Origin of the sequence: Bradyrhizobium sp. CCBAU 65884 (genome assembly GCF_028128835.1) — a bacterium.
GTDB classification, from domain to species: Bacteria; Pseudomonadota; Alphaproteobacteria; order Rhizobiales; family Xanthobacteraceae; genus Bradyrhizobium; species Bradyrhizobium ottawaense.
Genome location: NZ_LBJU01000125.1, coordinates 49435 through 71094 on the forward strand (window position 1 = coordinate 49435; position 21660 = coordinate 71094).

13 protein-coding genes are annotated in these 21660 nt (G+C 64.6%); 1 reads left to right on the forward strand and 12 read right to left on the reverse strand.

Annotated elements, in window-relative coordinates; all coding sequences use genetic code 11:
* Nucleotides 1–203: 203 nt before the first annotated feature.
* From XI03_RS26200 to XI03_RS26245, 10 genes are all read right to left on the reverse strand, one after another.
* The gene (locus XI03_RS26200; RefSeq protein ID WP_028140656.1) at nucleotides 204–1538 is read right to left on the reverse strand and encodes an HlyD family type I secretion periplasmic adaptor subunit; all 1335 of its coding nucleotides are present in this window, start codon (nucleotides 1536–1538) and stop codon (nucleotides 204–206) included.
* 10 nt (nucleotides 1539–1548) lie between these two features.
* On the reverse strand, nucleotides 1549–3297 hold the full coding sequence (locus XI03_RS26205; RefSeq protein WP_028140657.1) for a type I secretion system permease/ATPase: 1749 nt from the start codon (nucleotides 3295–3297) through the stop codon (nucleotides 1549–1551).
* A gap of 261 nt (nucleotides 3298–3558) precedes the next feature.
* Nucleotides 3559–3828: a GlsB/YeaQ/YmgE family stress response membrane protein gene (locus XI03_RS26210; RefSeq protein WP_028140658.1), complete on the reverse strand. Its 270-nt coding sequence runs from the start codon at nucleotides 3826–3828 to the stop codon at nucleotides 3559–3561.
* Nucleotides 3829–4046: 218 nt separating this feature from the next.
* On the reverse strand, nucleotides 4047–5024 hold the full coding sequence (locus XI03_RS26215; RefSeq protein WP_271593700.1) for an ABC transporter ATP-binding protein: 978 nt from the start codon (nucleotides 5022–5024) through the stop codon (nucleotides 4047–4049).
* Nucleotides 5021–6436 carry an amidase gene (locus XI03_RS26220; protein ID WP_271593701.1) on the reverse strand — a complete coding sequence of 472 codons (1416 nt, stop codon included), beginning with the start codon at nucleotides 6434–6436 and terminating at the stop codon, nucleotides 5021–5023. The genes XI03_RS26215 and XI03_RS26220 overlap by 4 nt, the downstream gene beginning before the upstream one ends.
* The gene (locus XI03_RS26225) at nucleotides 6433–6630 is read right to left on the reverse strand and encodes a hypothetical protein (protein WP_038948830.1); all 198 of its coding nucleotides are present in this window, start codon (nucleotides 6628–6630) and stop codon (nucleotides 6433–6435) included. Before XI03_RS26225 ends, XI03_RS26220 begins: the two co-directional genes overlap by 4 nt.
* A complete protein-coding gene (locus XI03_RS26230; RefSeq protein WP_271593702.1) occupies nucleotides 6627–7688 on the reverse strand; it encodes an ABC transporter ATP-binding protein in 1062 nt (353 codons plus the stop codon). The genes XI03_RS26225 and XI03_RS26230 overlap by 4 nt, the downstream gene beginning before the upstream one ends.
* Nucleotides 7689–7690: 2 nt before the next feature.
* Nucleotides 7691–8593, reverse strand: coding sequence for an ABC transporter permease (locus XI03_RS26235; protein ID WP_008131747.1), 903 nt, complete (start codon nucleotides 8591–8593; stop codon nucleotides 7691–7693).
* Between the two features lie 162 nt (nucleotides 8594–8755).
* Nucleotides 8756–9709, reverse strand: a complete 954-nt coding sequence (locus XI03_RS26240; protein WP_271593703.1) for an ABC transporter permease — start codon at nucleotides 9707–9709, stop codon at nucleotides 8756–8758.
* A 195-nt stretch (nucleotides 9710–9904) separates the two neighbouring features.
* On the reverse strand, nucleotides 9905–11560 hold the full coding sequence (locus tag XI03_RS26245; RefSeq protein ID WP_271593704.1) for an ABC transporter substrate-binding protein: 1656 nt from the start codon (nucleotides 11558–11560) through the stop codon (nucleotides 9905–9907).
* A gap of 199 nt (nucleotides 11561–11759) precedes the next feature.
* On the opposite strand from XI03_RS26245, the gene XI03_RS26250 reads away from it, so the two are divergent.
* A complete protein-coding gene (locus XI03_RS26250; RefSeq protein ID WP_271593705.1) occupies nucleotides 11760–13355 on the forward strand; it encodes an ABC transporter substrate-binding protein in 1596 nt (531 codons plus the stop codon).
* Nucleotides 13356–13693: 338 nt separating this feature from the next.
* Here XI03_RS26250 and XI03_RS26255 read toward each other — a convergent pair whose 3' ends face one another.
* Together XI03_RS26255 and XI03_RS26260 are read right to left on the reverse strand one after the other, a co-directional pair.
* Nucleotides 13694–15925 carry a CHASE2 domain-containing protein gene (locus XI03_RS26255; RefSeq protein ID WP_271593706.1) on the reverse strand — a complete coding sequence of 744 codons (2232 nt, stop codon included), beginning with the start codon at nucleotides 15923–15925 and terminating at the stop codon, nucleotides 13694–13696.
* 74 nt (nucleotides 15926–15999) lie between these two features.
* Complete coding sequence (locus XI03_RS26260) at nucleotides 16000–21384, reverse strand: VCBS domain-containing protein (RefSeq protein WP_442869743.1); 5385 nt, start codon at nucleotides 21382–21384, stop codon at nucleotides 16000–16002.
* Nucleotides 21385–21660 lie beyond the last annotated feature (276 nt).

Consider the following 21660-nt stretch of genomic DNA (forward strand, 5'->3'; position numbering starts at 1 on the left):
CCACCAATATGCCCGTCGTGTAAGAGACGGTGGGCACCGCGCATCGCGCCTTTGCCCACCCGACGAGACCGACAGCGAGAAACACGGTGCCGTGGGGCGGGTTAGCGCAGCGTAACCCGCCACTTCTGCTTCCGCGGATAGAGAAGCGGTGGGTTACGGCTTCGCCTAACCCGCCCTACGAGATCACGACGCGCTTTCGCCCGTCACTTCTCCCGGAACGCCCGCATCAGCTGGTCGTGCAGCGGCTTCATCAGATAGGATAGCATGGTGCGGTCGCCGGTCTGGACGAAGGCTTCCACGGGCATGCCGGGAATCATCTTGACGTCGCCGAGACGGGCGATCTCTGCGGCCGGCATCGAGACGCGGATGGTGTAGTAGCTCTGGCCGGTGCGCTGGTCGGTGGTGACGTCGGGCGAGACGCGGCTGACGAGGCCGTTGAGCTCCGGCGTGGTGCGCTGATTGAAGGCGGAGAGGCGCAACAGCGTCTTCTGGCCGATCTGCAGCTTGTCGATGTCGACCGGATTGACCTTTGCCTCGACCTGGAGATCGTCGGCCTGCGGCACGATCAGCATGAGAGCGTCGCCGGCGGTGATGACGCCGCCGACCGTGTGCACCGTGGATTGCAGCACCATGCCGTCCTGCGGCGCGCGGATGTCGATGCGGCGAAGCTGGTCTTCGGCGGCGACCTTGCGCTCGATCAGCTCGCCGATCTTGTCGTTGGTCTCGCGCAGATCCTTGGAGACCTCGCTCACCACGTCCTTGTCGACCTGGATGATCTGGAGCTCGGTCTCCGTGATCTTGCCCTTGGCCTGGGCGCGCGAAGCGATGTACTGCGCGCGTTCGCCGTTGAGACGGGCCGAGTCGCGTTCGAGCTGGGTCAGACGCGAGATCTGCACCAGACGCTTGTCGTAAAGCTCGCGCACGCCGGTGAGCTCGTTCTGCACCAGCGCGATCTCCTGATCCTTGGCCTTCTCCTGGGCGCTGAGCCCCGCGATCTCCTCGTTGAGCTGCGTGATGCGCTCGCGCAGCTGGGCCTTCTGTCCGGTGCGGCCGTTGACGCGGACGTCGAACAGCTTGGTTTCGGCGGAGAGCAGCAGCTTGACGTCGGGATCCCCAGCGCGCTCGATCAGGGCCTGCGGAAATTCGATCCTGTCGACCCCGCGCTGCTCGGCCTGCAGGCGCGCCGCACGCGCCTGCGCGGCGTCGAGATTCTTGGTGACGATGGCAAGGTTGGCCTTGGTGACGGTATCGTCGAGCCGCACCACGATATCGCCGGCCTTGACCAGGTCGCCGTCGCGGGCGCGCACCTCGCCGACCACGCCGCCGGTCGGATGCTGCACCTTCTTGACGTTGGATTCGACCACGATCTGGCCCGGCGCGATCAGCGCGCCCGAGATCAGCACGGTCGAGGCCCAGCCGCCGAGACCGACGACAAGCACCAGCACGATCACGAAGCCGAGGATCAGGTGAAACTTGATGGATTCGCGTACGGTCTTGTTCGCGGCAGGCTTCGGGCCGCCGATGGCCATCGTGCTCATGGCTTTGTGCTCATGGTTTGGCCACTCCACCTTCGCTGACGATCTTGATCGGGGCCGGCGGCGTCACGCGCGGCTGCAGTACCTGGGCGAGCACCTGCTCCTTTGGGCCGAAAGCCTGCATGCGGCCATCACGCAGCACCAGGACCTGGTCGACCGCCTCGACGCCGATCGGGCGGTGCGCCACCACGACCACGATGGCGCCGCGCTCGCGAGCGGCGCGGACGGCGCGGGTCAGTGCCTCGTCGCCTTCGGTGTCGAGATTGGAGTTGGGCTCGTCGAGCACGATCAGGAAGGGGTTGCCATAGAGCGCGCGCGCCAGCGCCACGCGCTGCGCCTGGCCGGCGGAAAGCGCCGTGCCCTGCTCGCCGACTTGCGTGTTGTAGCCCTCGCGCATCTTGATGATCATCTCGTGCACGCCGGCTTCTTTCGCAGCCGCGATGATGCCCTCGGACGTCGCCTCGGGATCGAACCGGCTGATGTTCTGGGCGATGGTGCCGCCGAACAATTCGACGTCCTGCGGCAGATAGCCGATGTGCCGGCCAAGCATGTCGGACGACCATTGGTCGAGCGCTGCGCCGTCGAGCCGCACCTTGCCGCGCACCGGCTGCCAGACCCCGACCAGCGCGCGGATGAGCGACGACTTGCCGGAACCGCTCGGGCCGATCACGCCGAGGCCGTTGCCCGCGGCGAGCGCGAAGGTGATGTCCTGCACGATGAGGCGCTGGTCGCCGGGCGGCACCATGGCGACGCCTTCGACCGAGAGCCGGCTCGTGGGCGCCTGCAACTGGGTCGGCATCGTCTGCGCCGGCATCTGCTCCAGCAGGCGCGTGAGGCGGTGCCAGCTCTGGCGTGCCGCGACGAAGGATTTCCAGTGCGCAATGGCGAGATCGACCGGCGCAAGCGCGCGGGCGGAGAGGATCGAGCCGGCGATGATGATGCCGGCGGTCGCCTCCTGGTGGATGACGAGATAGGCGCCGACCGCCAGCACGGCCGATTGCAGCATCATGCGCAGCACCTTTGCGACCGCGCCGAGACCGCCGGCGACGTCGCTCGCGCGCTGATTGCCGGCGAGATATTTTTCGTTGGTCTCGCTCCAGCGCTGGTTCATCCGGCCGGCCATGCCCATCGCCACCATGACTTCGGCGTTGCGGCGGCTGGCCTGGGCGAGATCGTTGCGCTGGGCGGCAAGCCCCATCGCCTCGCGCGCCGGCTGGCGGGACATGAACTCGGTGACCAGCGTCAGCCCGACCAGGATGATGGCGCCGACCAGCGCGGTGACGCCGATCATGACGTGGAAGGCGAAGCAGATGGCGAGATAGAGCGGCAGCCAGGGCAGGTCGAAGAATGCGCTCGGGCCCATTCCGCCGAGAAAGGAGCGGACATTGTCGAGGTCGCGTAGCGGCTGGAGGCCTTCGTTGCGGCTGCCGACCAGAAGCGGCAGGCGCACGATGGTGTCGAACACGCGCTTGTTGAGGGCTTCATCGAGCGCGGTGCCGATCCGCCCCAGGATCCGGTTGCGGATCATGTCGAGCACACCCTGCGCCATGTAGAGGAAGCTGGCGAGGATGATCAGGCCGACCAGGGTCGGGACGCTGCGGCTCGGCAGCACCCGGTCGTAAACCTCCAGCATGAATATCGACCCGGTCAGATAGAGCAGGTTGATCATGCAGCTCATCAAGCCGACGCCGATGAACGCCGTGCGACAAGCGCGTAAGGCGTCACCGAGCTCTGAACGGCGGACGCCAGGACCGGCTGCCATCAGTCTGATCTCTTTCAGGTGGGGGCCAAGGCCCCTGATTTCACGAGCAATTCAGGGTACTCGCCCCGGATTAACATCATGTTCGCCCTGCGTCCAACGCAGCCGGGTTCATCCAAAACCCTGATGGCCCACATCTACCCCTGATGGCCCCGCACGCAAGTCCGGTATTTCACAGTCTCTGCGGCTTTTTGGTGCAGTGGCCGCCGCCCCTTTCCGGTCCTGGAGAGGCGGCTAGTTCCGATCGACCGAACCGGGCGGCTGCTAGAACCGGCCGCCGCCCCGCACCAGCCGTACCACCAGCAGCAGGATGACCGCGCCGATGGCGGAATAGACGATCTCGGATACCAGGCCCGTGCCGAGGCGAATGCCGAGCTTCGGAAACAGGAAGCTCGCCACCAGCGCACCGGCGATGCCGACCACGATGTCGCCGATGATCCCGAACCCCGTTCCGCGCACCACCTTGCCGGCGAGCCAGCCGGCCACCAGGCCGACGAACAGGATGACGAGCAGGCCTTCGTTGGAAATGTGCATAAATCTGGTCCCTCTGCATGAACGGCCGCATGGAACGGGAACCGGGATGAATGGCGTCTGAATGCTAGTCGCTTCACCCGCCTTCGACAAAAATGTCGAAAACAACCCCATGCAAAGTAGAACGGCTTCTGCCTGCGGTCGCCGGTGAACTGTGACAACTCGGTGTTGCCGTAGAGGAATTTCAAAGAAAGGAGCGCTGCTGCAGCGCCGTTCAAATATTATGACACCGCCGCCGCCTGCTCCGCCAGCACACATCGCGCCGCCCGGCCCGGCCCGACCGCCACATTGGCAGGCAATTGCGCCAGGCAACGGGGCTGCGCCACGGCGCAGCGCGGGGCGAAGGAGCAGTTGTGGGGTTTCTCGGCCAGCGAAGGCGGCGTGCCGGGGATGGTTTCGAGGCGTGCGCCACGCTTGGCGCCGTGAATAGTCGAGGCGAGCAGGCCCTTGGCATAGGGATGCACCGGGCTGCGGACGATGTCGCGAAGCGTGCCCTGCTCCACGATCTGGCCGGCATACATCACCGCGACACGGTCGCAGATCTCGATGGCGACGCCGATGTCGTGGGTGACGAAGATGACGGACATGCCGAACTCGCGCTGCAGCTCGCGCAGCAAGAGCAGGATCTGGATCTGCACGGTGGCATCGAGCGCGGTGGTCGGCTCATCCGCGAGCAGGATTTTTGGCCGGCACGCCAGCGCCAGCGCGATCATGGCGCGCTGACGCATGCCGCCGGACATCTCGTGCGGATAGGCGTCGAGCCGGCGTTTTGCGGAGGGAATGCGCACGACCTCGAGCATTTCGAGTGCGCGTGCCCTGCCCTCCGCGTAGCTTTTGCCCTCGTGGCGCACGACGCTTTCGGCGATCTGCGCCCCGATGGTGTAGACCGGATCCAGCGCCAATGCCGGCTCCTGGAAGATCATCGACACGGTCTGGCCGCGGAAGGACGACAGCTCCTCGTCGTTCATGGCGAGCACGTCGCGGCCCATGACGTTGACCGTGCCGGAAATCTGCGTGCGCTTCTTCGGCAACAGCCGCATCAGCGCACGCAGGGTCACGCTCTTTCCCGAACCGGACTCGCCGAGCAGGCCCAACACCTCACTGTTGCCCAGCGAGAGACTGAGATCGTTCACGGCGTAGACCGTGCGCTCCCCGGTGAAGCGGATGTTGAGGCCCGAGATGTCGACGAGGTTGGTCATGACGGCAGTTTCGGCAATCGATCGTGATAATCGGTGACGCGCTGGAAGGCGGCGCCGATGGTGAGCAGGGTCGCTTCGTCGAAGGAGCGGCCGATCAGCTGCATGCCGACCGGCAGGCCGCTTTTCGTGAAGCCCGAGGGCACGGTGAGCGACGGCAGGCCGAGGAAGTTCACCGGGCGGGTGAACAGCGTCAGCCGCTGCACCATGGCCGGTGCGTTCGGCCCGCCCCCGACATCGCTCTCCTCGATCGTCGGCGCCGGCACCGGCGAGGCCGGCGCGATCAAGGCATCGACGTCCGAGGTCGCTGCGTTGTGCGCGGCCAGCGCCGGGCCGCGCCAGCGCATCGCCTCGAGATAGGTGATGGCGGGAACGGCGAGACCGTTCTGCAGCCGCATCAGGACTTGCGGGCCATAGTCCTGCGGACGCTCGATCATCCAGCGCTTGTGGAAGGCGGCAGCTTCGGCGGCGAGCACGAGCTGGCTCGCCGAGGACAATTGCCGCTGGTCCGGCAGCTCGACCGTGACGATGTCGGCGCCCTCGCGCTTGAGCACGGCGATGGTCTCGTCCAGCACGCGCGCGACCTCGCTGTCGAGATCGTCGACATAGAACGAGGCGGGTACGCCGATCTTGAGGCCCTTCAGCGAGCCCTTGGTGGCGCCGACATAGTCCGATAGCGGCTCGTGGCTGCAGGTCGAGTCCGCAGGGTCCGCCCCAGCCATCAGCGCCAGCAGCAGCGCGCAATCCTCGGCGGTGCGGGCAAGCGGGCCGACGGTGTCGAGCGACTGCGACAACGGCATCGCGCCGGCCCGGCTGACGCGACCGACGGTGGTCTTCAACCCCGTGACGCCGCAGAAATGCGCGGGCATCCGGATGGAGCCGCCGGTGTCCGAGCCCAGCGCCCCATAGGTCAGCCGCGCCGCGACCGCCGAGCCGGAGCCCGACGACGAGCCGCCGGTGATGTGCGCGACGTTCCAGGGATTGCGCACCGGGCCGTAATGGGCGTTGTGCCCGGTCGGACCATAGGCGAATTCGGCCAGATGCAGCGTGCCGAGCCTGATCTGGCCGGCATCCTTCAACCGCTGCAACGCCGTGGAGGTCACGGTCGGCACGAAATCACGACGGATCAGCGAGCCGCAGGTCGCGACGTGGCCTGCGTCGTAATACATGTCCTTGTGCGCGAGCGGCACGCCGTGCAGCGGACCACGGACATTGCCCTTGGCGAGATCGGAATCGGCGGCCTCCGCCGCATGCAGTGCAGCCTCCGCCTCGACCGACATGAAGGCGTTGAGATGCGGCTGCCACTGCGCAATGCGGTGCAACAGCGCGCGCGTCACCTCATGCGAGGACACCTGCTTCATCGCGATCGCGCGCGCGACCTCGGTGAGCGTCATCAATGCAGGCTCAGTGCTCATTTCGACACCTTCTGCGTCTGCACGGTCGGATAGAGCGCGGGCTCGAGGTCGAACGGCAGCGTGCCGGCGATGGCCGCGAAGCCTTCGAAGGCAGGTCCGATGGAATTGGAGATGCGCGTCGCGATCTCGTCATCGACGGGGACGCCGGCAACCAGCGCGATCGGCTTGATCTCTTTCGGTGTCGGTCTCGTCATGCGGTCTTCTCCCTGGGCGCGCGGCTGTGGCCTGAACCCGGTATCGCCATGTAGCACGCGGCCTCGTGGCCCATATTATCCAGCGCGGTGAGCTTTGGTGTCGCATTTGCGCAGAGCGGCTCCGCAAACGGGCAACGGGTGTGGAAGCGGCAGCCCGGGGGCGGATCAATCGGGTTGGGCGGATCGCCGGTGATTGGCGGTTGCTCGGTGCGCCTGTCGGGGTCCGACGACGGCATCGCCGCCAGGAGTGCGCGCGTGTAGGGATGCGCAGGGTTGTCCCAGACCTGGTCGACCGGGCCGAGCTCGACGACTTCGCCAAGATACATCACAAGCACGCGATCGCTGATGTAGCGGACGACGTTGAGGTCGTGGCTGATGAAGAGATAGGTCAGCCCGAACTCGCGCTTGAGATCGGCGAGCAGGTTGAGCACCTGCGCCTCGACGGATTTGTCGAGCGCGGAGACCGCTTCATCCAAAATCACCAACCGCGGCGACAGCGCCAGCGCGCGCGCGATGTTGACGCGCTGGCGCTGGCCGCCGGAGATCTCGTGCGGATAGCGGTTGGCGAAGTTTTCGGGGCGCAAGCCGACCTTGCCGAGCAGCTCGCGCGCCAACGCCCGTGACGCGCCATCGCCCATGCCGTGCACCTTCGGGCCAAAGGCGATCGATTCCTCGATCGTCAGGCGCGGATTGAGCGAAGCATAGGAGTCCTGGAACACCATCTGCATGCCGCGGCGCAATTCGCGCAAGCTCAGCGACTGGCCGACGGTCATGCCGTCATAGATGATGTCGCCAGTGTCGCGCGGCATCAGATGCATCAGCAGGCGCGCGGTGGTGGACTTGCCGCAGCCGGACTCGCCGACGATGCCGACGGTCTCGCCCTTGGCGACGGCGAAGGAGACGTTGTCGACGGCGCGCACGGTGCGCTTCGCGGCAAACAATCCACCGCGAACGGGAAAGTGCTTTGTCAGTCCGTTGACCTGAAGCAACGGCTGCGCGACGCCGCCGCGGTCTTCGACCGGCTCGAGCATTTCGACGGATGTGTTGCTCTCGCTCATGGCTAGTTCCTGATGTCCATGGCGCTCCGCAGGCCGTCCGAAAGCAGGTTGAAGCAGATCGAGACGGCGAAGATCATCGCGCCCGGCAATGCGGCGACCCAGGGATTGACGTAGATCGCGGTACGCAAGGTGTTGAGCATCAGCCCCCATTCCGGCTCCGGCGGCTTGGTGCCGAGACCGAGGAAAGAAAGGCCGGCCGCCAGGATCATCGAGACCGAGATCAGGCTCGTCGCATAGACGAAGATCGCGCCGAGCACATTGCCGAGGATGTGCACGCGCATGATGGTGAAGGGCCCGGCGCCGGAGGCGCGCGCGGCCTCGACGAAATCCATGTTGCGCACGCCGGTGGTGACGCTTTCGGCGACGCGGGTGATCTGCGGCACGAACACGACCGTCAACGACACGATGGAATTGAGGATGCCGGCGCCCAGCGCGCCGGAGATCGCGATCGCCAGCAGCACGGAGGGAAAGGCGTAGAACACGTCGATCGTGCGCATGATGGCCGTGTTGAGCTTGCCGCCGACATAGCCGGCGACGAGGCCCAGCGAGGTGCCGATGCAGAAGGCGAGGATCACGGGCAGAATGCCGATGACCAGCGACAGCCGCCCGCCGTAGATCAGCCGTGCCAGCATGTCGCGGCCGAGTTCGTCGGTGCCGAGCGGGTAGCCAACGGTGCCGATGTGGCGCAGGCGGCGGATCATGGAGCCCTTGTAGGGATCTTCCAGACCCAGCCACGGTGCGAGGATCGCGGACAGGAAGATCAGCAGCAGCACCAGCGCGCATGCCATGCTGACCTTGTCACGCCGGATGCGGCGGCCGACGGTCGCCCAATAACCGCGCGCCTTGGTGGCGGGTGCGGCCTGCAGCGCGGCATCGGCGGTGGCAGACAACGGAAGCTCGCTCATCGCCGCAATTTCCATCGTCGTCCCGGCGAAAGCCGGGACCCATAGCCACGAAATGTAATTTGGCGAAGACTCGTCGTGGCCGTCTCGTCCCACAACCGCTTACCGGGGTTATGGGTCCCGGCCTTCGCCGGGACGACACTGAGTGTGTGGCACCTCATCCCACTAGCCCCGCTTGATGCGCGGATCGATCGCGGCTTGCGCGATGTCGACCATGAGATTGAGGAAGACGAAGAACAGCGCCAGGATCAGGATCGTGCCCTGCAGCAGCGGCAAATCACGCTGGAAGATCGCCGAGTTGAGCAGGAAGCCCGAGCCCGGCCAGGAGAACACGGTCTCGATCAGGATCGAGCCGCCGAGCATATAACCGAGTTGAAGCCCCATCACCGCGAGCGCGGTGGGCGCGGCGTTCTTGATGACGTGGCGGAACACGCCGCGCTCATGCAGCCCCTTGGCGCGCAGGGCCTCGACAAAATCCTGGCTCAGGATGTCGCCGGTCAGCGCGCGCACCGTGCGGGTGACGATACCCATGGGAATCACCGATGTCGTGATCGCGGGCAGCACGAGGTATTGCAGGTGCGCCCAGTCCCAGGCCCAGGTGGCGGAGCCGCCGGGCCCGGCGCCGACCGCGGGCAGCCAGTTCAGCTGCACCGAGAAGATGATGACGAGCACCATGCCGAGCCAGTAATGCGGCACCGACACGCCCGCGATGGCAAAGGACGTCGCGAGCTTGTCGATCCAGGTCTCGCGGAAATAGCCGGCGATCAGGCCGAGCAGGATGCCCATGGTGAAGCCGATGATCGCGGCGGCAATCGCCAGCGTGACGGTGTTGCTGACGGCGCGCATGACCTCGGCGAGCACGGGGCGCCCCGTCGCGATGGAATTGCCGAGATCGCCGTGCAGCGCGCGCATCAGCCACAAGCCGAACTGCACCGGCAGCGGGCGGTCAAACCCATAGGCGGCACGGAGCTGCGCGGCGAGTTCCTGCGAGGCATCGGCCGGCAGCACCGCGACCAGCGGATCGCCCGGCGTGATGTGCACGAGCAGGAAACACACCAGCGCGACGCTGATGACGATCGGGACGACGTAGACGATGCGTCTGGCGATATAGGCGAGCACTGGTCTTCTTTCTTCCTTCTCCCCTTGTGGGAGAAGGTGGCGCGAAGCGCCGGATGAGGGGTATCTATCCGCGGATACAGCATTATCGAATGAGCGAGAGGGTCACTCGCGGAGAGAGACCCCTCACCCGGCTTCGCTGTCGCGAAGCCACCCTCTCCCACAAGGGGAGAGGGTGCACTGTTCGTGTGGCGCGAACTACTTCATCGACACCAGCGAGAAGTCGATGAACCAGCTCTTCGGCTGCACCACGCCGGTCACCTTCGGGCTCATCGCGCGGGGGCCGACGTCGTGGGCGACGTAGAGGAAGGCGGCATCGTCGACCGAGGCCGCGTGCAGCTCGGCGAGCGCGGCGTCGCGCGCGGCGGGATCGAAGGTCTGGCGGGCCTTCTTCACCAGCTCGTCGAACTTGGGATTGTTGATGAAACCCCAATTGTTCGAGACCGGCGGCGCCATGCCCGATTGCAGGAAGCGCACCAGGGCGAAGAACGGATCCATCGCCGCGTAGGTCACGTTGGTCGCGTGCGAACCGTTGGCCGACGGATCCTTGGCGCCGCGGCGCCAGTTCGTGAACAGCGTATTCCATTCGATGACGTCGAGCTGCACATCGAAGTAGCATTCGGCAAGGGCCTGCTGGAGATACTCGTTCATCGGCAAGGGCTGCATCTGGCCCGAACCCGAGGCGGAGGTCTGGGTCTTGACCGTCAGCTTCTTGTTGGGGCCGAAGCCCGCCTCCTGCATCAGCTTCTGCGCAGCCGCCTTGTCATACTTGATCTCGAAGCTCGGCTTGCCGCGCCAGGGATGACCGGGCTCGAAGGTGCCGGTGGCCGGCACCATCAGGCCGGCGAGCAGGCCGTCCTTGAGACCTTCGCGATCGACGCAGAGGTTGGCGGCCTTGCGCACGCGGATGTCGTTCCAGGGCGAGCCCTCGACGCGGGAGAACTGCCACGGCCAGACATGCGGCTGCTCGTTGGCGTAGAGCTTGAAGCCGCGCTGCTTGAGCTCGGGCAGTGCGTCCGGCGCCGGCGCCTCAACCCAGTCGACCTGACCGGAGAGCAGCGCCGCGGTGCGGGCGTTGGCTTCCGGCATCGGCAACAGCACCATCTTGTCGACCTTGGGCACGCGCGCCTTGTCCCAATAGCTCGCGTTCTTGACGAGCTCTAGCCGCTCGCGCGGCGTGAAGCTCGCCATCTTCCACGGGCCGGTGCCTGCAGCGTCCTTGGCAAACGCCGTCCATGCCGCCTGCGACTTGGCCTTGGCGTCGGCGCCTTCGGCCTTGTCATAGAAATGCTGCCACTTCGCCGGGCTCGCCATGAACAAATTGGTGAGGTTGATCGGCAGGAAGCTGTCGGGCTCCTTGGTGGTGAGCTCGACCGTCATGTCGTCGATCTTCCTGGCGGAGGCCAGCGTCGGCATGCGCGAGGCCGTGACGCCGACCTGGCTGGCGTCGAACTGCGGCGCGTCCTGCTTCAACACCTTCTCGACGTTCCACACCACGGCATCCGCGTTGAACGGGGAGCCATCGTGGAAGGTCACGCCAGGGCGCAGCTTGAAAACCCACTTGGTCTTGTCGGCATCGTCGACCTTCCACTCGGTGGCAAGGCCGGGAATCACCACGCTCGCCTTCTCGGCGGAGGACAGGTCCCAGCCGGTCAGCGCGTCGTACATGGTGAGGCCGGTGAAGCGGTTGCCTTCAAAACCCTGATCGGGCTGGCCAAGCGTGCGCGGAATATCGGCAGCGGTCATGCCGATGCGCAGCACGGTGTCGGCGCTGGCCTCACGCGGCCATGCAGCCGCCGTCGCTAGAGCGAGCACCGCGATCCATGCCGCGCGCGTGTTCTTCTTAGTAAGCATCGCCTCAATCCCTTTCCGGCTTCGATGACTATTTTTGATGCAATCGTATGCAATGGCTATGCCAAAGAGAAACTTATTCTGCGATTTGGCCCTGCGACGACAAGTCCTTGTAGGTCGCAGGCGGGTCCACGCGCCGCGCTGCCTATTCTGGCATCAAGATTGCAAGTTCGGTCTCGAAATCCCCTGGGAGCTCTGGGCCATGCGTGTTCGTCTATCGATTTGTCTCGCCGTGCTTGCACTGGCGTTGTCCGCAATCTCGGCGCGCGCCGAAACCGTGGTGCGCTACGGCATCTCGATGGCGGACATTCCGCTCACCACGGGTCAGCCCGATCGCGGCGCCGGCGCCTATCAGTTCACGGCCTACACGATCTACGATCCCTTAGTGGCCTGGGAGATGGACGTCGCCGACCGGCCCGGCAAGCTGGTGCCGGGGCTTGCGACCGAGTGGAAGGTCGATGATGCCGACAAGACCAAATGGCGCTTCACGCTGCGCAAGGGCGTGAGGTTTCACGACGGCAGCGAGTTCAACGCCGACGCCGTGATCTGGAATCTGGACAAGGTGCTCAACGACAAGGCGCCGCAATTCGACAAGCGCCAGAGCGCGCAGGTGAAGACCCGCCTCCCCTCCGTTGCGAGCTACGCCAAGATCGACGATTTCACCGTGGAGATCACCACCAAGACGGTCGATTCCTTCTTTCCCTATCAGATGCTGTGGTTCCTGGTGTCGAGCCCGGCGCAGTACGACAAGCTCGGCAAGGATTGGGACAAGTTCGCGAGCCAGCCCTCCGGCACCGGCCCGTTCAAGCTGACGAAGCTGGTGCCGCGCGAGCTTGCAGAACTCAGCAAGAACCCGGACTACTGGAACAAGAAGCGCATTCCCAAGGCCGACAAGATCGTGCTGGTGCCGATGCCGGAAGCGCTGACCCGCACCAACGCGCTGCTGGCGGGGCAAGTCGATCTGATCGAGACGCCGGCGCCGGATGCCGTGCCGCAGCTGAAAGCCGCCGGCATGAAGCTCGTCGACAACGTCACACCGCATGTCTGGAATTATCATCTCAGCGTGCTGCCGGGCTCCCCCTGGACCGACATCCGCCTGCGCAAGGCGCTGAACCTTGCGATCGACCGCGACGCCGTGGTCGGGCTGATGAATGGCCTCGCCAAGCCCGCGAAGGGCCAGGTCGACCCGTCCAGCCCGTGGTTCGGCAAGCCGGGCTTCGAGCTGAAATATGATCTGGCTGCGGCGAAGAAGCTGGTCGAGGAGGCCGGCTACTCCAAGGCGAAACCACTGAAGGCCACCTTCATCATCGCACAGGGCGGCACCGGCCAGATGCTGTCGCTGCCGATGAACGAATTCCTGCAGCAGAGTTTTAAGGAGATCGGCATCGACATCGACTTCAAAGTGGTCGAGCTCGAGACATTATATACGCATTGGCGCAAGGGCGCGGCCGACGAGATCAACGCCGGCATCACCGCCAACAACATCGCCTATGTCACCTCGGACCCGCTCTACGCGATCGTCCGCTTCTTCCATTCGGGCCAGATCGCGCCTGTGGGGGTCAACTGGGGCGGCTACAAGAACCCGAAGGTGGATGCTCTGATCGACGAGGCCAAGCAGACATTCGATAGCGCCAAACAGGACGAGTTGCTGGCCCAGGCGCACGCGCTGATCGTGGACGACGCCACGTTGGTCTGGGTCGTACACGATACCAACCCGCACGCGCTGTCGCCGAAGATCAAGCAGTTCGTGCAGGCGCAGCATTGGTTTCAGGATCTGACGACGATCGGGATGGAGTGAGCGGCAAACCCAGGTGTCGTAGGGTGGGAAAAGCGAAGCGTGCCCACCACCTCGGCATTGCGGAGCAGGATCGTGGGCACGGCGCTAACGCGCCTTTGCCCACCCTACGAGAGTTGATGGACGTCGCTGGCGTTTGAGCCAAGCTGCCGTATCAACCACCACTGTCGTCCCGGGCAAGCGCCAGCGCAGACCCGGGATCCATAACCACAGGGAGTCGTTTGACGAAGACTCGTGGTTGCCAATCTCGCGCGGCAACCACTCCCTGGGGTTATGGGTCCCCGCGTTCGCGGGGACGACAGCGAATTTGAGGCGCTGGCAACGCAAACAACGCCTCCCCACTACTTCGTCAGCAGCGCATACGCCCCGCTCCAACCCTCCGGCGGCGGGTTGATCTGAAAATCCCTGATCCTCGCCTCGTAGAGCCTGAACAGCTTTTCCAGCGTGTCGGCATCCTCGCTGCGACGGCCGCGTTCGATCGCATCGAGTGCGCCCTGCCAGTCGCGGCCGCGGTAGCAGCCGAGCATTTCGATGGTGATGTTGCGCAGGCGCTGGAAGGCGCCTGAGTGCATCACGTCCTCGCGCCCGGCGATAGCGTAGATCACCTCCGGCTCGGTCTTGCCCTTGACCATGATGAAGTCGAGCTCGAGGATCGCGAACTTGTCCTTGGCGGCAAGCGCGGTCCTGGATCCGACGATGATCGGGAAGCCGTATTCCTTCGACTGGCCTTCCAGGCGTGAAGCCAGGTTCACGCTGTCGCCGAGCACCGAATAATTCTTCTTCAGGTCCGATCCCATATTGCCGACCACGCCGATGCCGGTGTTGAGGCCGATGCCGACATTGAGCGGAATGTAGACATGACCGCCGTCGGCGGATTCCTGCTCGCGCTCCTTGTTGACCGCGTCGATCTGCTCCAGCATCTGGATCGCGGCCTCGCAGGCGTTGACCTCGTGCTCGGCATCGTCGAGCGGCGCGTTCCAGAACGCCATGATGGCGTCGCCCATGTACTTGTCGATGTAGCCCTTCCGCTCGATGATCACGTCGGTGAGCGGCGTCAGGAAGCGGTTCATCAGCGCAATCAGGCCTTGCGGGTCCTGCTTGTAGCTTTCCGAGATCGTGGTGAAGCCGCGCACGTCCGAGAACATGATCGTCATCTCGCGCTCTTCGCCGCCGAGCACGAGCTTTTCCGGCGACTGCGCCAGCTGCTCGACCAGAACCGGCGACATGTATTGCGCGAACTGCCCGCGGATCTGCACGCGCTGGCGCTGCTCGCGCACGAAGCTCGCGAAGATCAGCGTCAGATAGACCGCAGTGGTCGAGAGCAGCGGATAGGTGAAATCGATGAGGTAGCGGTACTGCGCGTAGAAGAACCAGGACACGCCGACCAGGATCGCAGCGAAGGTCGCACCCGCGAGCACGAGGCGCACAGGGCCGAGATTCGGCGTGAAGATGATCACGAGCAGGCCGATGACGAGCGCGGCCAGCAATTCGACGCCGAGCGCATAATTCGGCTGCGAGATCACCGCGCCGCTCAGCACGCTCTCCAGCACCTGGGCGTGGATCTCGACCCCCGGCATGGCCCGTGACACCGGCGTCGTCTTGATGTCGTTCAATCCGCCCGCGGAGGTACCGACCAGCACCAGCTTGCCGGCGAACCTGGAAGGCGGCAGGCTGTTGTCGAGCACGTCGACCGCGGACACGTAGATCGAAGGATCCCGGCGGGCATAGTGCACCCAGAGCTGACCGTTCTTGTCGGTCGGAACTTCCAGGCCCTTGAGGCGGATCGACCTGATACCGGCCTTGTCCGTGCGGACCAGCAGGGTCGGCGTTCCCGTGACGACACGCAGGATCTCGAGGCTGAGCGAGGGCATGATGTTGCCCTGGGCGCGCATGATCATCGGCACGCGGCGGATCAATCCGTCACGCTCGGTCCGGATCGAGAACAGGCCGCGACCGGCCGCGATCTTCTCGATGATCGGCACGTTGCGGAGCAGGCCGGGGAATTCGAACAGGAAGCGCTCGGCGCCCTCCTCCCCGAGCGTGGCCACGCCCGTGAACGGAAGCGATTTATCGAGCTCGGACAGGACCTCTGGAAGCCCGGTTTCTCCCAGCACCACCCGCGAGCGCTTGATCGCGTCGGCGAGGACCTGGTCATTGCTCGGCAGTTCGCGCAGCTTGGCGCGGGTGGCGTCGTCCAGATAGCGCATCTGGCTCGCGACCAGCTCCGGGTTGAGCCGGTCGGGCTCCGAGAACACCACGTCGAAGCCGATCGCCACCGCGCCGCTATCGGTGAGGTTCTGGATCAGGTCGGCGATGCGCGTGCGCGGCCACGGCCACTGCCCGAGCCTGGCGAGGCTCTTGTCGTCGATGTCGACGATGACGACCGGCCGCGATGCCTTGTGGCGCGGGTCGATCAGCTGGAACATGTCGAAGGTGCGCAGCCGCAATTCCTGGATCGGCAGCGGATCCCACAGGCGCGCGCCGGCGAACATGACCAGCAGCGCAAGGCACATCAGCCGCGCAAAGCCCAGCTTCCGTGCAAACCACCGCCGCAGGATCTTGAGACGTTTCATGCTGGTGGAATATCATGCATTGACGATCAATGGCAGGGCCGATCGCAGATACCGACGATCGACGCGCCCAAGCGTCAGGAATGAACGATGAAGTCGCTGGCGTGGAGATTGCCGACGACTGTGTTCTTCAGGAGAATCTTGTCGTTGCTGTCGAGCGTCAGCAAGGTATCGACGCCCTGCTGCGCCGCGTGCTGCGAAACCTGCGTCCAAGACGTGATGCTGGTGAACTGCCGCAGGTCGATCTTGTCGAGGCCGGTCTCGAAGTCATTCACGGTGTGCTGAACCGCGGTCTGCGACGACGTCGGCGCGAACACGAACTGGTCCTTGGCGCCGCCGCCAATCAGCGTGTCGCTCGAATCCGTCGCGAAGATGACGTCCTTGCCGTTGGCGCCTGCCAGAATGATATCCTGGCTGCTCGCTCCCGCGACGAAGATGAAGTTGACCGTGTCGGAGTGGCCGGCCGAATCGGCGACGGTCAGGGTGACCCGGTCGGTCACGGGCGGCTGCGGGTAGTCCTCGGCGCTGGCGCCTGTCGGATCGTAGACGACGCCAGTACCGCCGCTCGCGAGGCCCGCGTTGATTGCGTCGAGTGAACCCGTCATCGGAGCGAAATAGACGCTGCTGGCGTCCGGATGCGCCGTCGACAGCGTGACGGTGAACGTATCCGCAGCTGCGCCTGCATCGGTATCGGCGACGACGAGATCAGTGATGATGTCGTTGCTGTTCTCGATGATGTGCTCGACCTGGAAGCTCCCGGTGTCGATGACCGGGCCGCCGGCCTCGTTCGCGCCCCTCACGTCGACCGTGAGCGTGGCCGTGCCGGTTGCACCGTGCACATCCGTGGTCTGGACCGTGAAGATATCCGCGTAGGAGCCGTCGGTCAGCGCGTTGATCGCGGCGGCGTTCGGAACGTAGCTGTAGCTGCCATCGGGATTGACCGTCAGCGTCCCGTAGAGTCCGCCAGCTGTCGTGGCCGCGTGGTGATCCGCATTGATGACGGCATAGGTCAGCGTCGCCGTCTCGCCGGTGTCGACATCGTTGCCCGCCAACGTCCCGGTCAGATCGCAGAAAGTGTCGGCAGCAGCCGTGTCCGAGAGCGGACCGATGTGGAGATCTGCGAGCGTCGGCGCGTCGTTGCTGCCGGCGATGTTGACGGTGACGGCTGCACCGGTGCCCGCGCCGACACCATCGGCCGGAACGATCGTGTATTGCAGCGACAGCGTTTGGCCGGCGCCGAGGAAATCGAACGCCTGTCCGTGCGAATTGAAGTTCCAGGTGAACTGCGTATGAGTCGCGGTACCGTCGAGGATGTAGCCCGAGGGGACAGTGAGATCCGCCAGGAGGTCGGCATTCGACAGCCCGCCGACGCTGTCCGTTTGCAGCACGCCGTCGAGATAGGCCTGCACGTGGCTGACCGACACCGTGACGTGATCGGTCGCATCGACGTCGGAAACCGTCAGCACGCCGTGAGTGTCCAGGCCCTCATTGGTTTCCTTGAGGTCGGCAAGGTCGATGTCGAGGCTTTGGGCGGGGTTGACCGAATTGGCGACCGTGTTGCCGCTGCCGCCGCCGAGCTGATAGTACGCGGCCAGATCCGTCTCGTGACCGCTGAGCGCGGTGAAATCGATCGACTGGATCTGAACCTGCGTCAGCGCGTCGGTCCAGACGCTGACGTCGGCGATCGAGCCGAAGAAGCCTTCCGAGCCAAAGCCCGCCGCACCCGGCTCGCTCGCGCCGCCGATCATCATGTAGGAGTGCGACGGATTCGACGGGCTGCCGTCGATCGGGTTGACCGACCATGCCTGCGAATATTCGAGATGGCCGTCGAGATAGAGCGAGAAGGTGCCGTTCTCGCGGGTCAGCGCGATGTTGTGCCACTGTGACGCGGCGATTGCCACGCCGGTATCGGCGATCTGGACGCCGCCCGCGAGGATCTGCAGCTCCATCGTGCCGTTGGCATTGACCGTGCCGAGCAGGCCAAAGCCCGTCGTCGAGGTGTTGCCGTTGTAGAACAGGATCTGGCCGTGACCAGCCTCGGCGCCGCCGTTCCAGTTCACCCGGCCGTCCAGCGTCACGTCATCAGTGGCGACCGTCGGCGCGGCGCCGACCGCGATGGTGTGGCCGTCGAAGCCCATGTCGTCCGACGTGGCGTAGGAGACGGTCGGCGCATCGTTGGTGCCGGTGATCGTGACGGTGACGTCCTGGCTGATCTTGCCGCCGTGCTGGTCGTCGAACGTCACGGTGTAGACCTGGGTGATGGTCTGCCCTTCCGCGAGCGACTGCAGCACGGGATCGTTGTTGTCGAGCGTGAAGTGCCAGCCCAACGTCGCACCGTTGTTACCGTCAGTGCTGGATTCGGACACCGCATCGATCGTGAAGGTGCCGATATGCGAGCCGGTCCCGAAGCCCGGCAGGTTCGAGCTGACCGACGAAGATTTGAACGACCACGCCGCCGTGTGGGTGTCGGTCAGGTCCAAATCCTGGATCGCCAGGATGCCGTCGGCTGTGAGCGAGGCGCTCTCATCCTCGGTCACCGCGCCCGTCGCTGCGGCGGCATCGCTCGTGATCGTCGGTGCATCATTGACGCCCGTGATCGTGACGGTGACGTCCTCGCTGACGGTACCGCCATGATGATCGTCGAAGGTAACGGTATAGACCTGCGTGATGGTCTGGCCCTGCGCCAGCGACTGCAGCATTGCATTGCTGTTGTCGAGGCTGAAGTGCCAACCCAGCGTCGCGCCATTGCTCGTGTCGGAGTTGTACTCGAGCACCGACTGATCGATCGTGAACGTACCGATGTGCGTGCTGTCGGCATCGAAGCCCGGCAGAGCCGAGCTGATGGACGACGACTTGAACACCGCCTGCGCCGCATGGGTGTCGATCAGGTCGAGATCCTGGATGGCCAGCGTACCGCCGATCGACAGCGTCAGGTCCGCGTCCTCGACGACATGACCTGTCGCCGCCGCGGCACCGCTGGTGACTGTCGGCGCGTCGTTCTTGCCGGTGATGACGACCGTGACGTCCCGGGTGACCGTCCCACCGTGATGGTCGTCGATCCTGACAGTATAGACCTGCGTGATGGTCTGCCCTTCGGCCAGCGACTGGAGCACCGGGTCGTTGTCGTCGAGCGTGAAGGTCCAGCCCACTGACCCGCGGGAGCTGGCGCCCGGGCTTTCAACCACCGGGGCTAGCGCGAACGTGCCGATATGCGAGGTGCCGTCGCTGAAGCCCGGCAGATGCGCGGTCGAAATCGTCGACTTCAGTGAAAAGCTCGCGGTGTGCGTATCCGTGAGATCAGGATCGTTGAATGTGATGGTGCCGTTGGCGGCGAGCGTGGCCGCCGTATCCTCGGTCACCGCACCGGTCGGCGTGGTCAGATCTTCGACGATCGTCGGCACGTCGTTGGTGCCCTCGACATTGACGTCCGCACCGTTGATGGACACGGTAACCGGCGTGCTGACGACACCGCCGTGCCCGTCATCGACCTGCACCACGTAGTTGAGCGTCAGTTTCTCGCCTTTGGCGAGGAAATCGAACAGATGGTCGGGAACGCTGTAGGTCCAAGTGGCCGAACCGTTGTTGCCGTTTCCCGCGCCTTGTACCACGGTCAGCGGCACCTCGACGGCGGCGATCGCCGCGAGCTGCTGCGGCGTCAGCGTCGACGTGATGTCGTGGCCTTGCGCGTCGAGATATTTGAACGGCTGGGTCGACGAGAGCGCCGCGCTCACGATCGGGCGGTCCGTCAGATCGACATCGGTGAAGGTGACGGTGCCCGTGATGGTATCCAGAGCCTCGTTGCCCGTTCCGACCTTTTCGATCACGGTTCCGCCCAACGTCGTGACGGTGGGCTTGTCGTTCGTTCCCGTGACCGTAATGGTGATCGGGATGAGCCTGGACTCGGGATTGACTGAGAAATTGGTGTCGACGCGGACCATATAGGTCAGCGTCAGCGTTTCGCCGGCGGCGAGGAAGTCGAAGACTTTGTCGGGAATCGTGTACGTCCAGACTGCCGAGCCGTTGTTGTTGTTGCCGGCATCGGGAGCGACGTTGATCTGGATCTGGGTCGCCGCGATGTCCTGCTTCTGGAGCGCCGAGAGCGAGCCGGTGACGTCGTGCTGGCCGGCGTCCTTGTAGACGTAGTTCGGCGCTTCGGCGAGGCTGATGCTCACCGTCGGCCGGTCGCCGAGGTTTTGATCGACGAACCTGATCAGGCCGGAAATCGTATCGGAATGCGTGTCGCCGGTCGCGTCAGCACGCTCGGTCAGCGCGAACGCCGTCTTCACGTTGCCGCCGGCGTCGAAGCTTTGCACAATCGGCTGGCCGGGGATACGCACGATGGGCGGCGCGGACGTGCCGGGCGCCTCCGATCCCTGCGGATTGAGATTGACGAATGTCGCGGTCGCGACGGCGCCGCCCCCCGACTTGAACACGACGTCCAGGCTCATCGGCGTGAGCGTGTCGGTGAAGTTCGTGGTCAGCTTGGTGTTGGTGTTGTTGTCGGTGAACTTCAGCGTGAACACGTCCGTGATCAGCTTCTGAACGTCCGGCGACATCAGCGCATTGGAGATCGAGACGTTGCCGCCGCTGATCTGGATCATCTGGCCGGCCTGGTTGACCGTCGCGATCGGCAGCAGCGTGACCTTGTCAAACAGGATGTAGGAGCCCGTCGTGCCGTTCGGCTCGACCAGCACCTGGAAGCTCGCCTGCGGCTGCGGATCGCCGCCGCCGGCGGGAACGACGAAGTTGATCTGGGTCAGCACGGCGGTGCCGCGGATGCCCATGGTGGCGACCGGCGTGTCGATCTTCATGTCGCCGTGCTTGGCGGTCTCGCCGGCGACGAAGGTGATGGTGCCGGCGACCAGGCTGAGCAGTGAGGAATTGCTCGACCCGTTGGGGTCGTAGACCATCTCGTTCAGCACCATCCGCGCATTCGAGGACAGGCCGAACACGGTACCGTCGATGAAGGTGATGCCGAGCGTGGAATCCGCGCCGGTCGAGACCACGTCACCCTTCTCGACGTTGTCGCCGTTGTTCAGGATGACCGAGACGCCGTTGCGGATCGCGGTCGCGCTGCCCACGAGCTTGGTGACGTGGCCGATGACCTGGGCCGCGGCAGCGCCGCCGGGGGCGGCTTGAGCGACCTGGACATGGCCCGTGAGCGCGTTGACGATTTCGCCGGTGAGATGGGCGCCGTCGGGTGAGGCCAGCGCGGCACGCTTTTCGCCCCTGAAATAATCGTGAACGACGAATTCGTGACCCTCGTGGGACAACACGAGATCGAGACCCGTGCGCTTGAATTCGCCGTTGAAGATCAGGTTGGGGTCGGGAACAACGAACGCGCCCTCAGGCACGTGACCATGCGCCTTCGCCGTAAAGGAATCGACATGACTGCCCGCGGGCGAACGGGAACCCTGGCCGTCCAAGGAAATCGCGGCGTCAAATTGGCCAGCGTAGTTCAACCGGGCACCGTAAAAAGGGTTAAAATTTAAGTAAGTATCGACCGCCTAAGCTTGCATAGCATTAGCAAGTCCTTAGCGATACCATCTATTGCTTGTGTGATTTCGCATCACTTGGCCCCAAGAGGCCCCACGGCTTGGCGCCGCTACAGAGAAGCGAAAGTAATCTCTCAAATATTCGGAAGTCGAGTTCGGCCTGTTTCCACGCATTTCCAGTCATCCAAAGTAATCTGACGCATAGTAACGAAACAGATACTTGCGTCATCTTTCCTTCGCGAG

What these genes read in the sequence shown, in the direction of transcription:
- XI03_RS26200 (WP_028140656.1), bottom strand. Translation starts at nt 1,538, where the DNA reads ATGAGCACGATGGCCATCGGCGGCCCGAAGCCTGCCGCGAACAAGACC.
- XI03_RS26205 (WP_028140657.1), bottom strand. Translation starts at nt 3,297, where the DNA reads ATGGCAGCCGGTCCTGGCGTCCGCCGTTCAGAGCTCGGTGACGCCTTA.
- XI03_RS26210 (WP_028140658.1), bottom strand. Translation starts at nt 3,828, where the DNA reads ATGCACATTTCCAACGAAGGCCTGCTCGTCATCCTGTTCGTCGGCCTG.
- XI03_RS26215 (WP_271593700.1), bottom strand. Translation starts at nt 5,024, where the DNA reads ATGACCAACCTCGTCGACATCTCGGGCCTCAACATCCGCTTCACCGGG.
- XI03_RS26220 (WP_271593701.1), bottom strand. Translation starts at nt 6,436, where the DNA reads ATGAGCACTGAGCCTGCATTGATGACGCTCACCGAGGTCGCGCGCGCG.
- XI03_RS26225 (WP_038948830.1), bottom strand. Translation starts at nt 6,630, where the DNA reads ATGACGAGACCGACACCGAAAGAGATCAAGCCGATCGCGCTGGTTGCC.
- XI03_RS26230 (WP_271593702.1), bottom strand. Translation starts at nt 7,688, where the DNA reads ATGAGCGAGAGCAACACATCCGTCGAAATGCTCGAGCCGGTCGAAGAC.
- XI03_RS26235 (WP_008131747.1), bottom strand. Translation starts at nt 8,593, where the DNA reads ATGAGCGAGCTTCCGTTGTCTGCCACCGCCGATGCCGCGCTGCAGGCC.
- XI03_RS26245 (WP_271593704.1), bottom strand. Translation starts at nt 11,560, where the DNA reads ATGCTTACTAAGAAGAACACGCGCGCGGCATGGATCGCGGTGCTCGCT.
- XI03_RS26250 (WP_271593705.1), top strand. Translation starts at nt 11,760, where the DNA reads ATGCGTGTTCGTCTATCGATTTGTCTCGCCGTGCTTGCACTGGCGTTG.
- XI03_RS26255 (WP_271593706.1), bottom strand. Translation starts at nt 15,925, where the DNA reads ATGAAACGTCTCAAGATCCTGCGGCGGTGGTTTGCACGGAAGCTGGGC.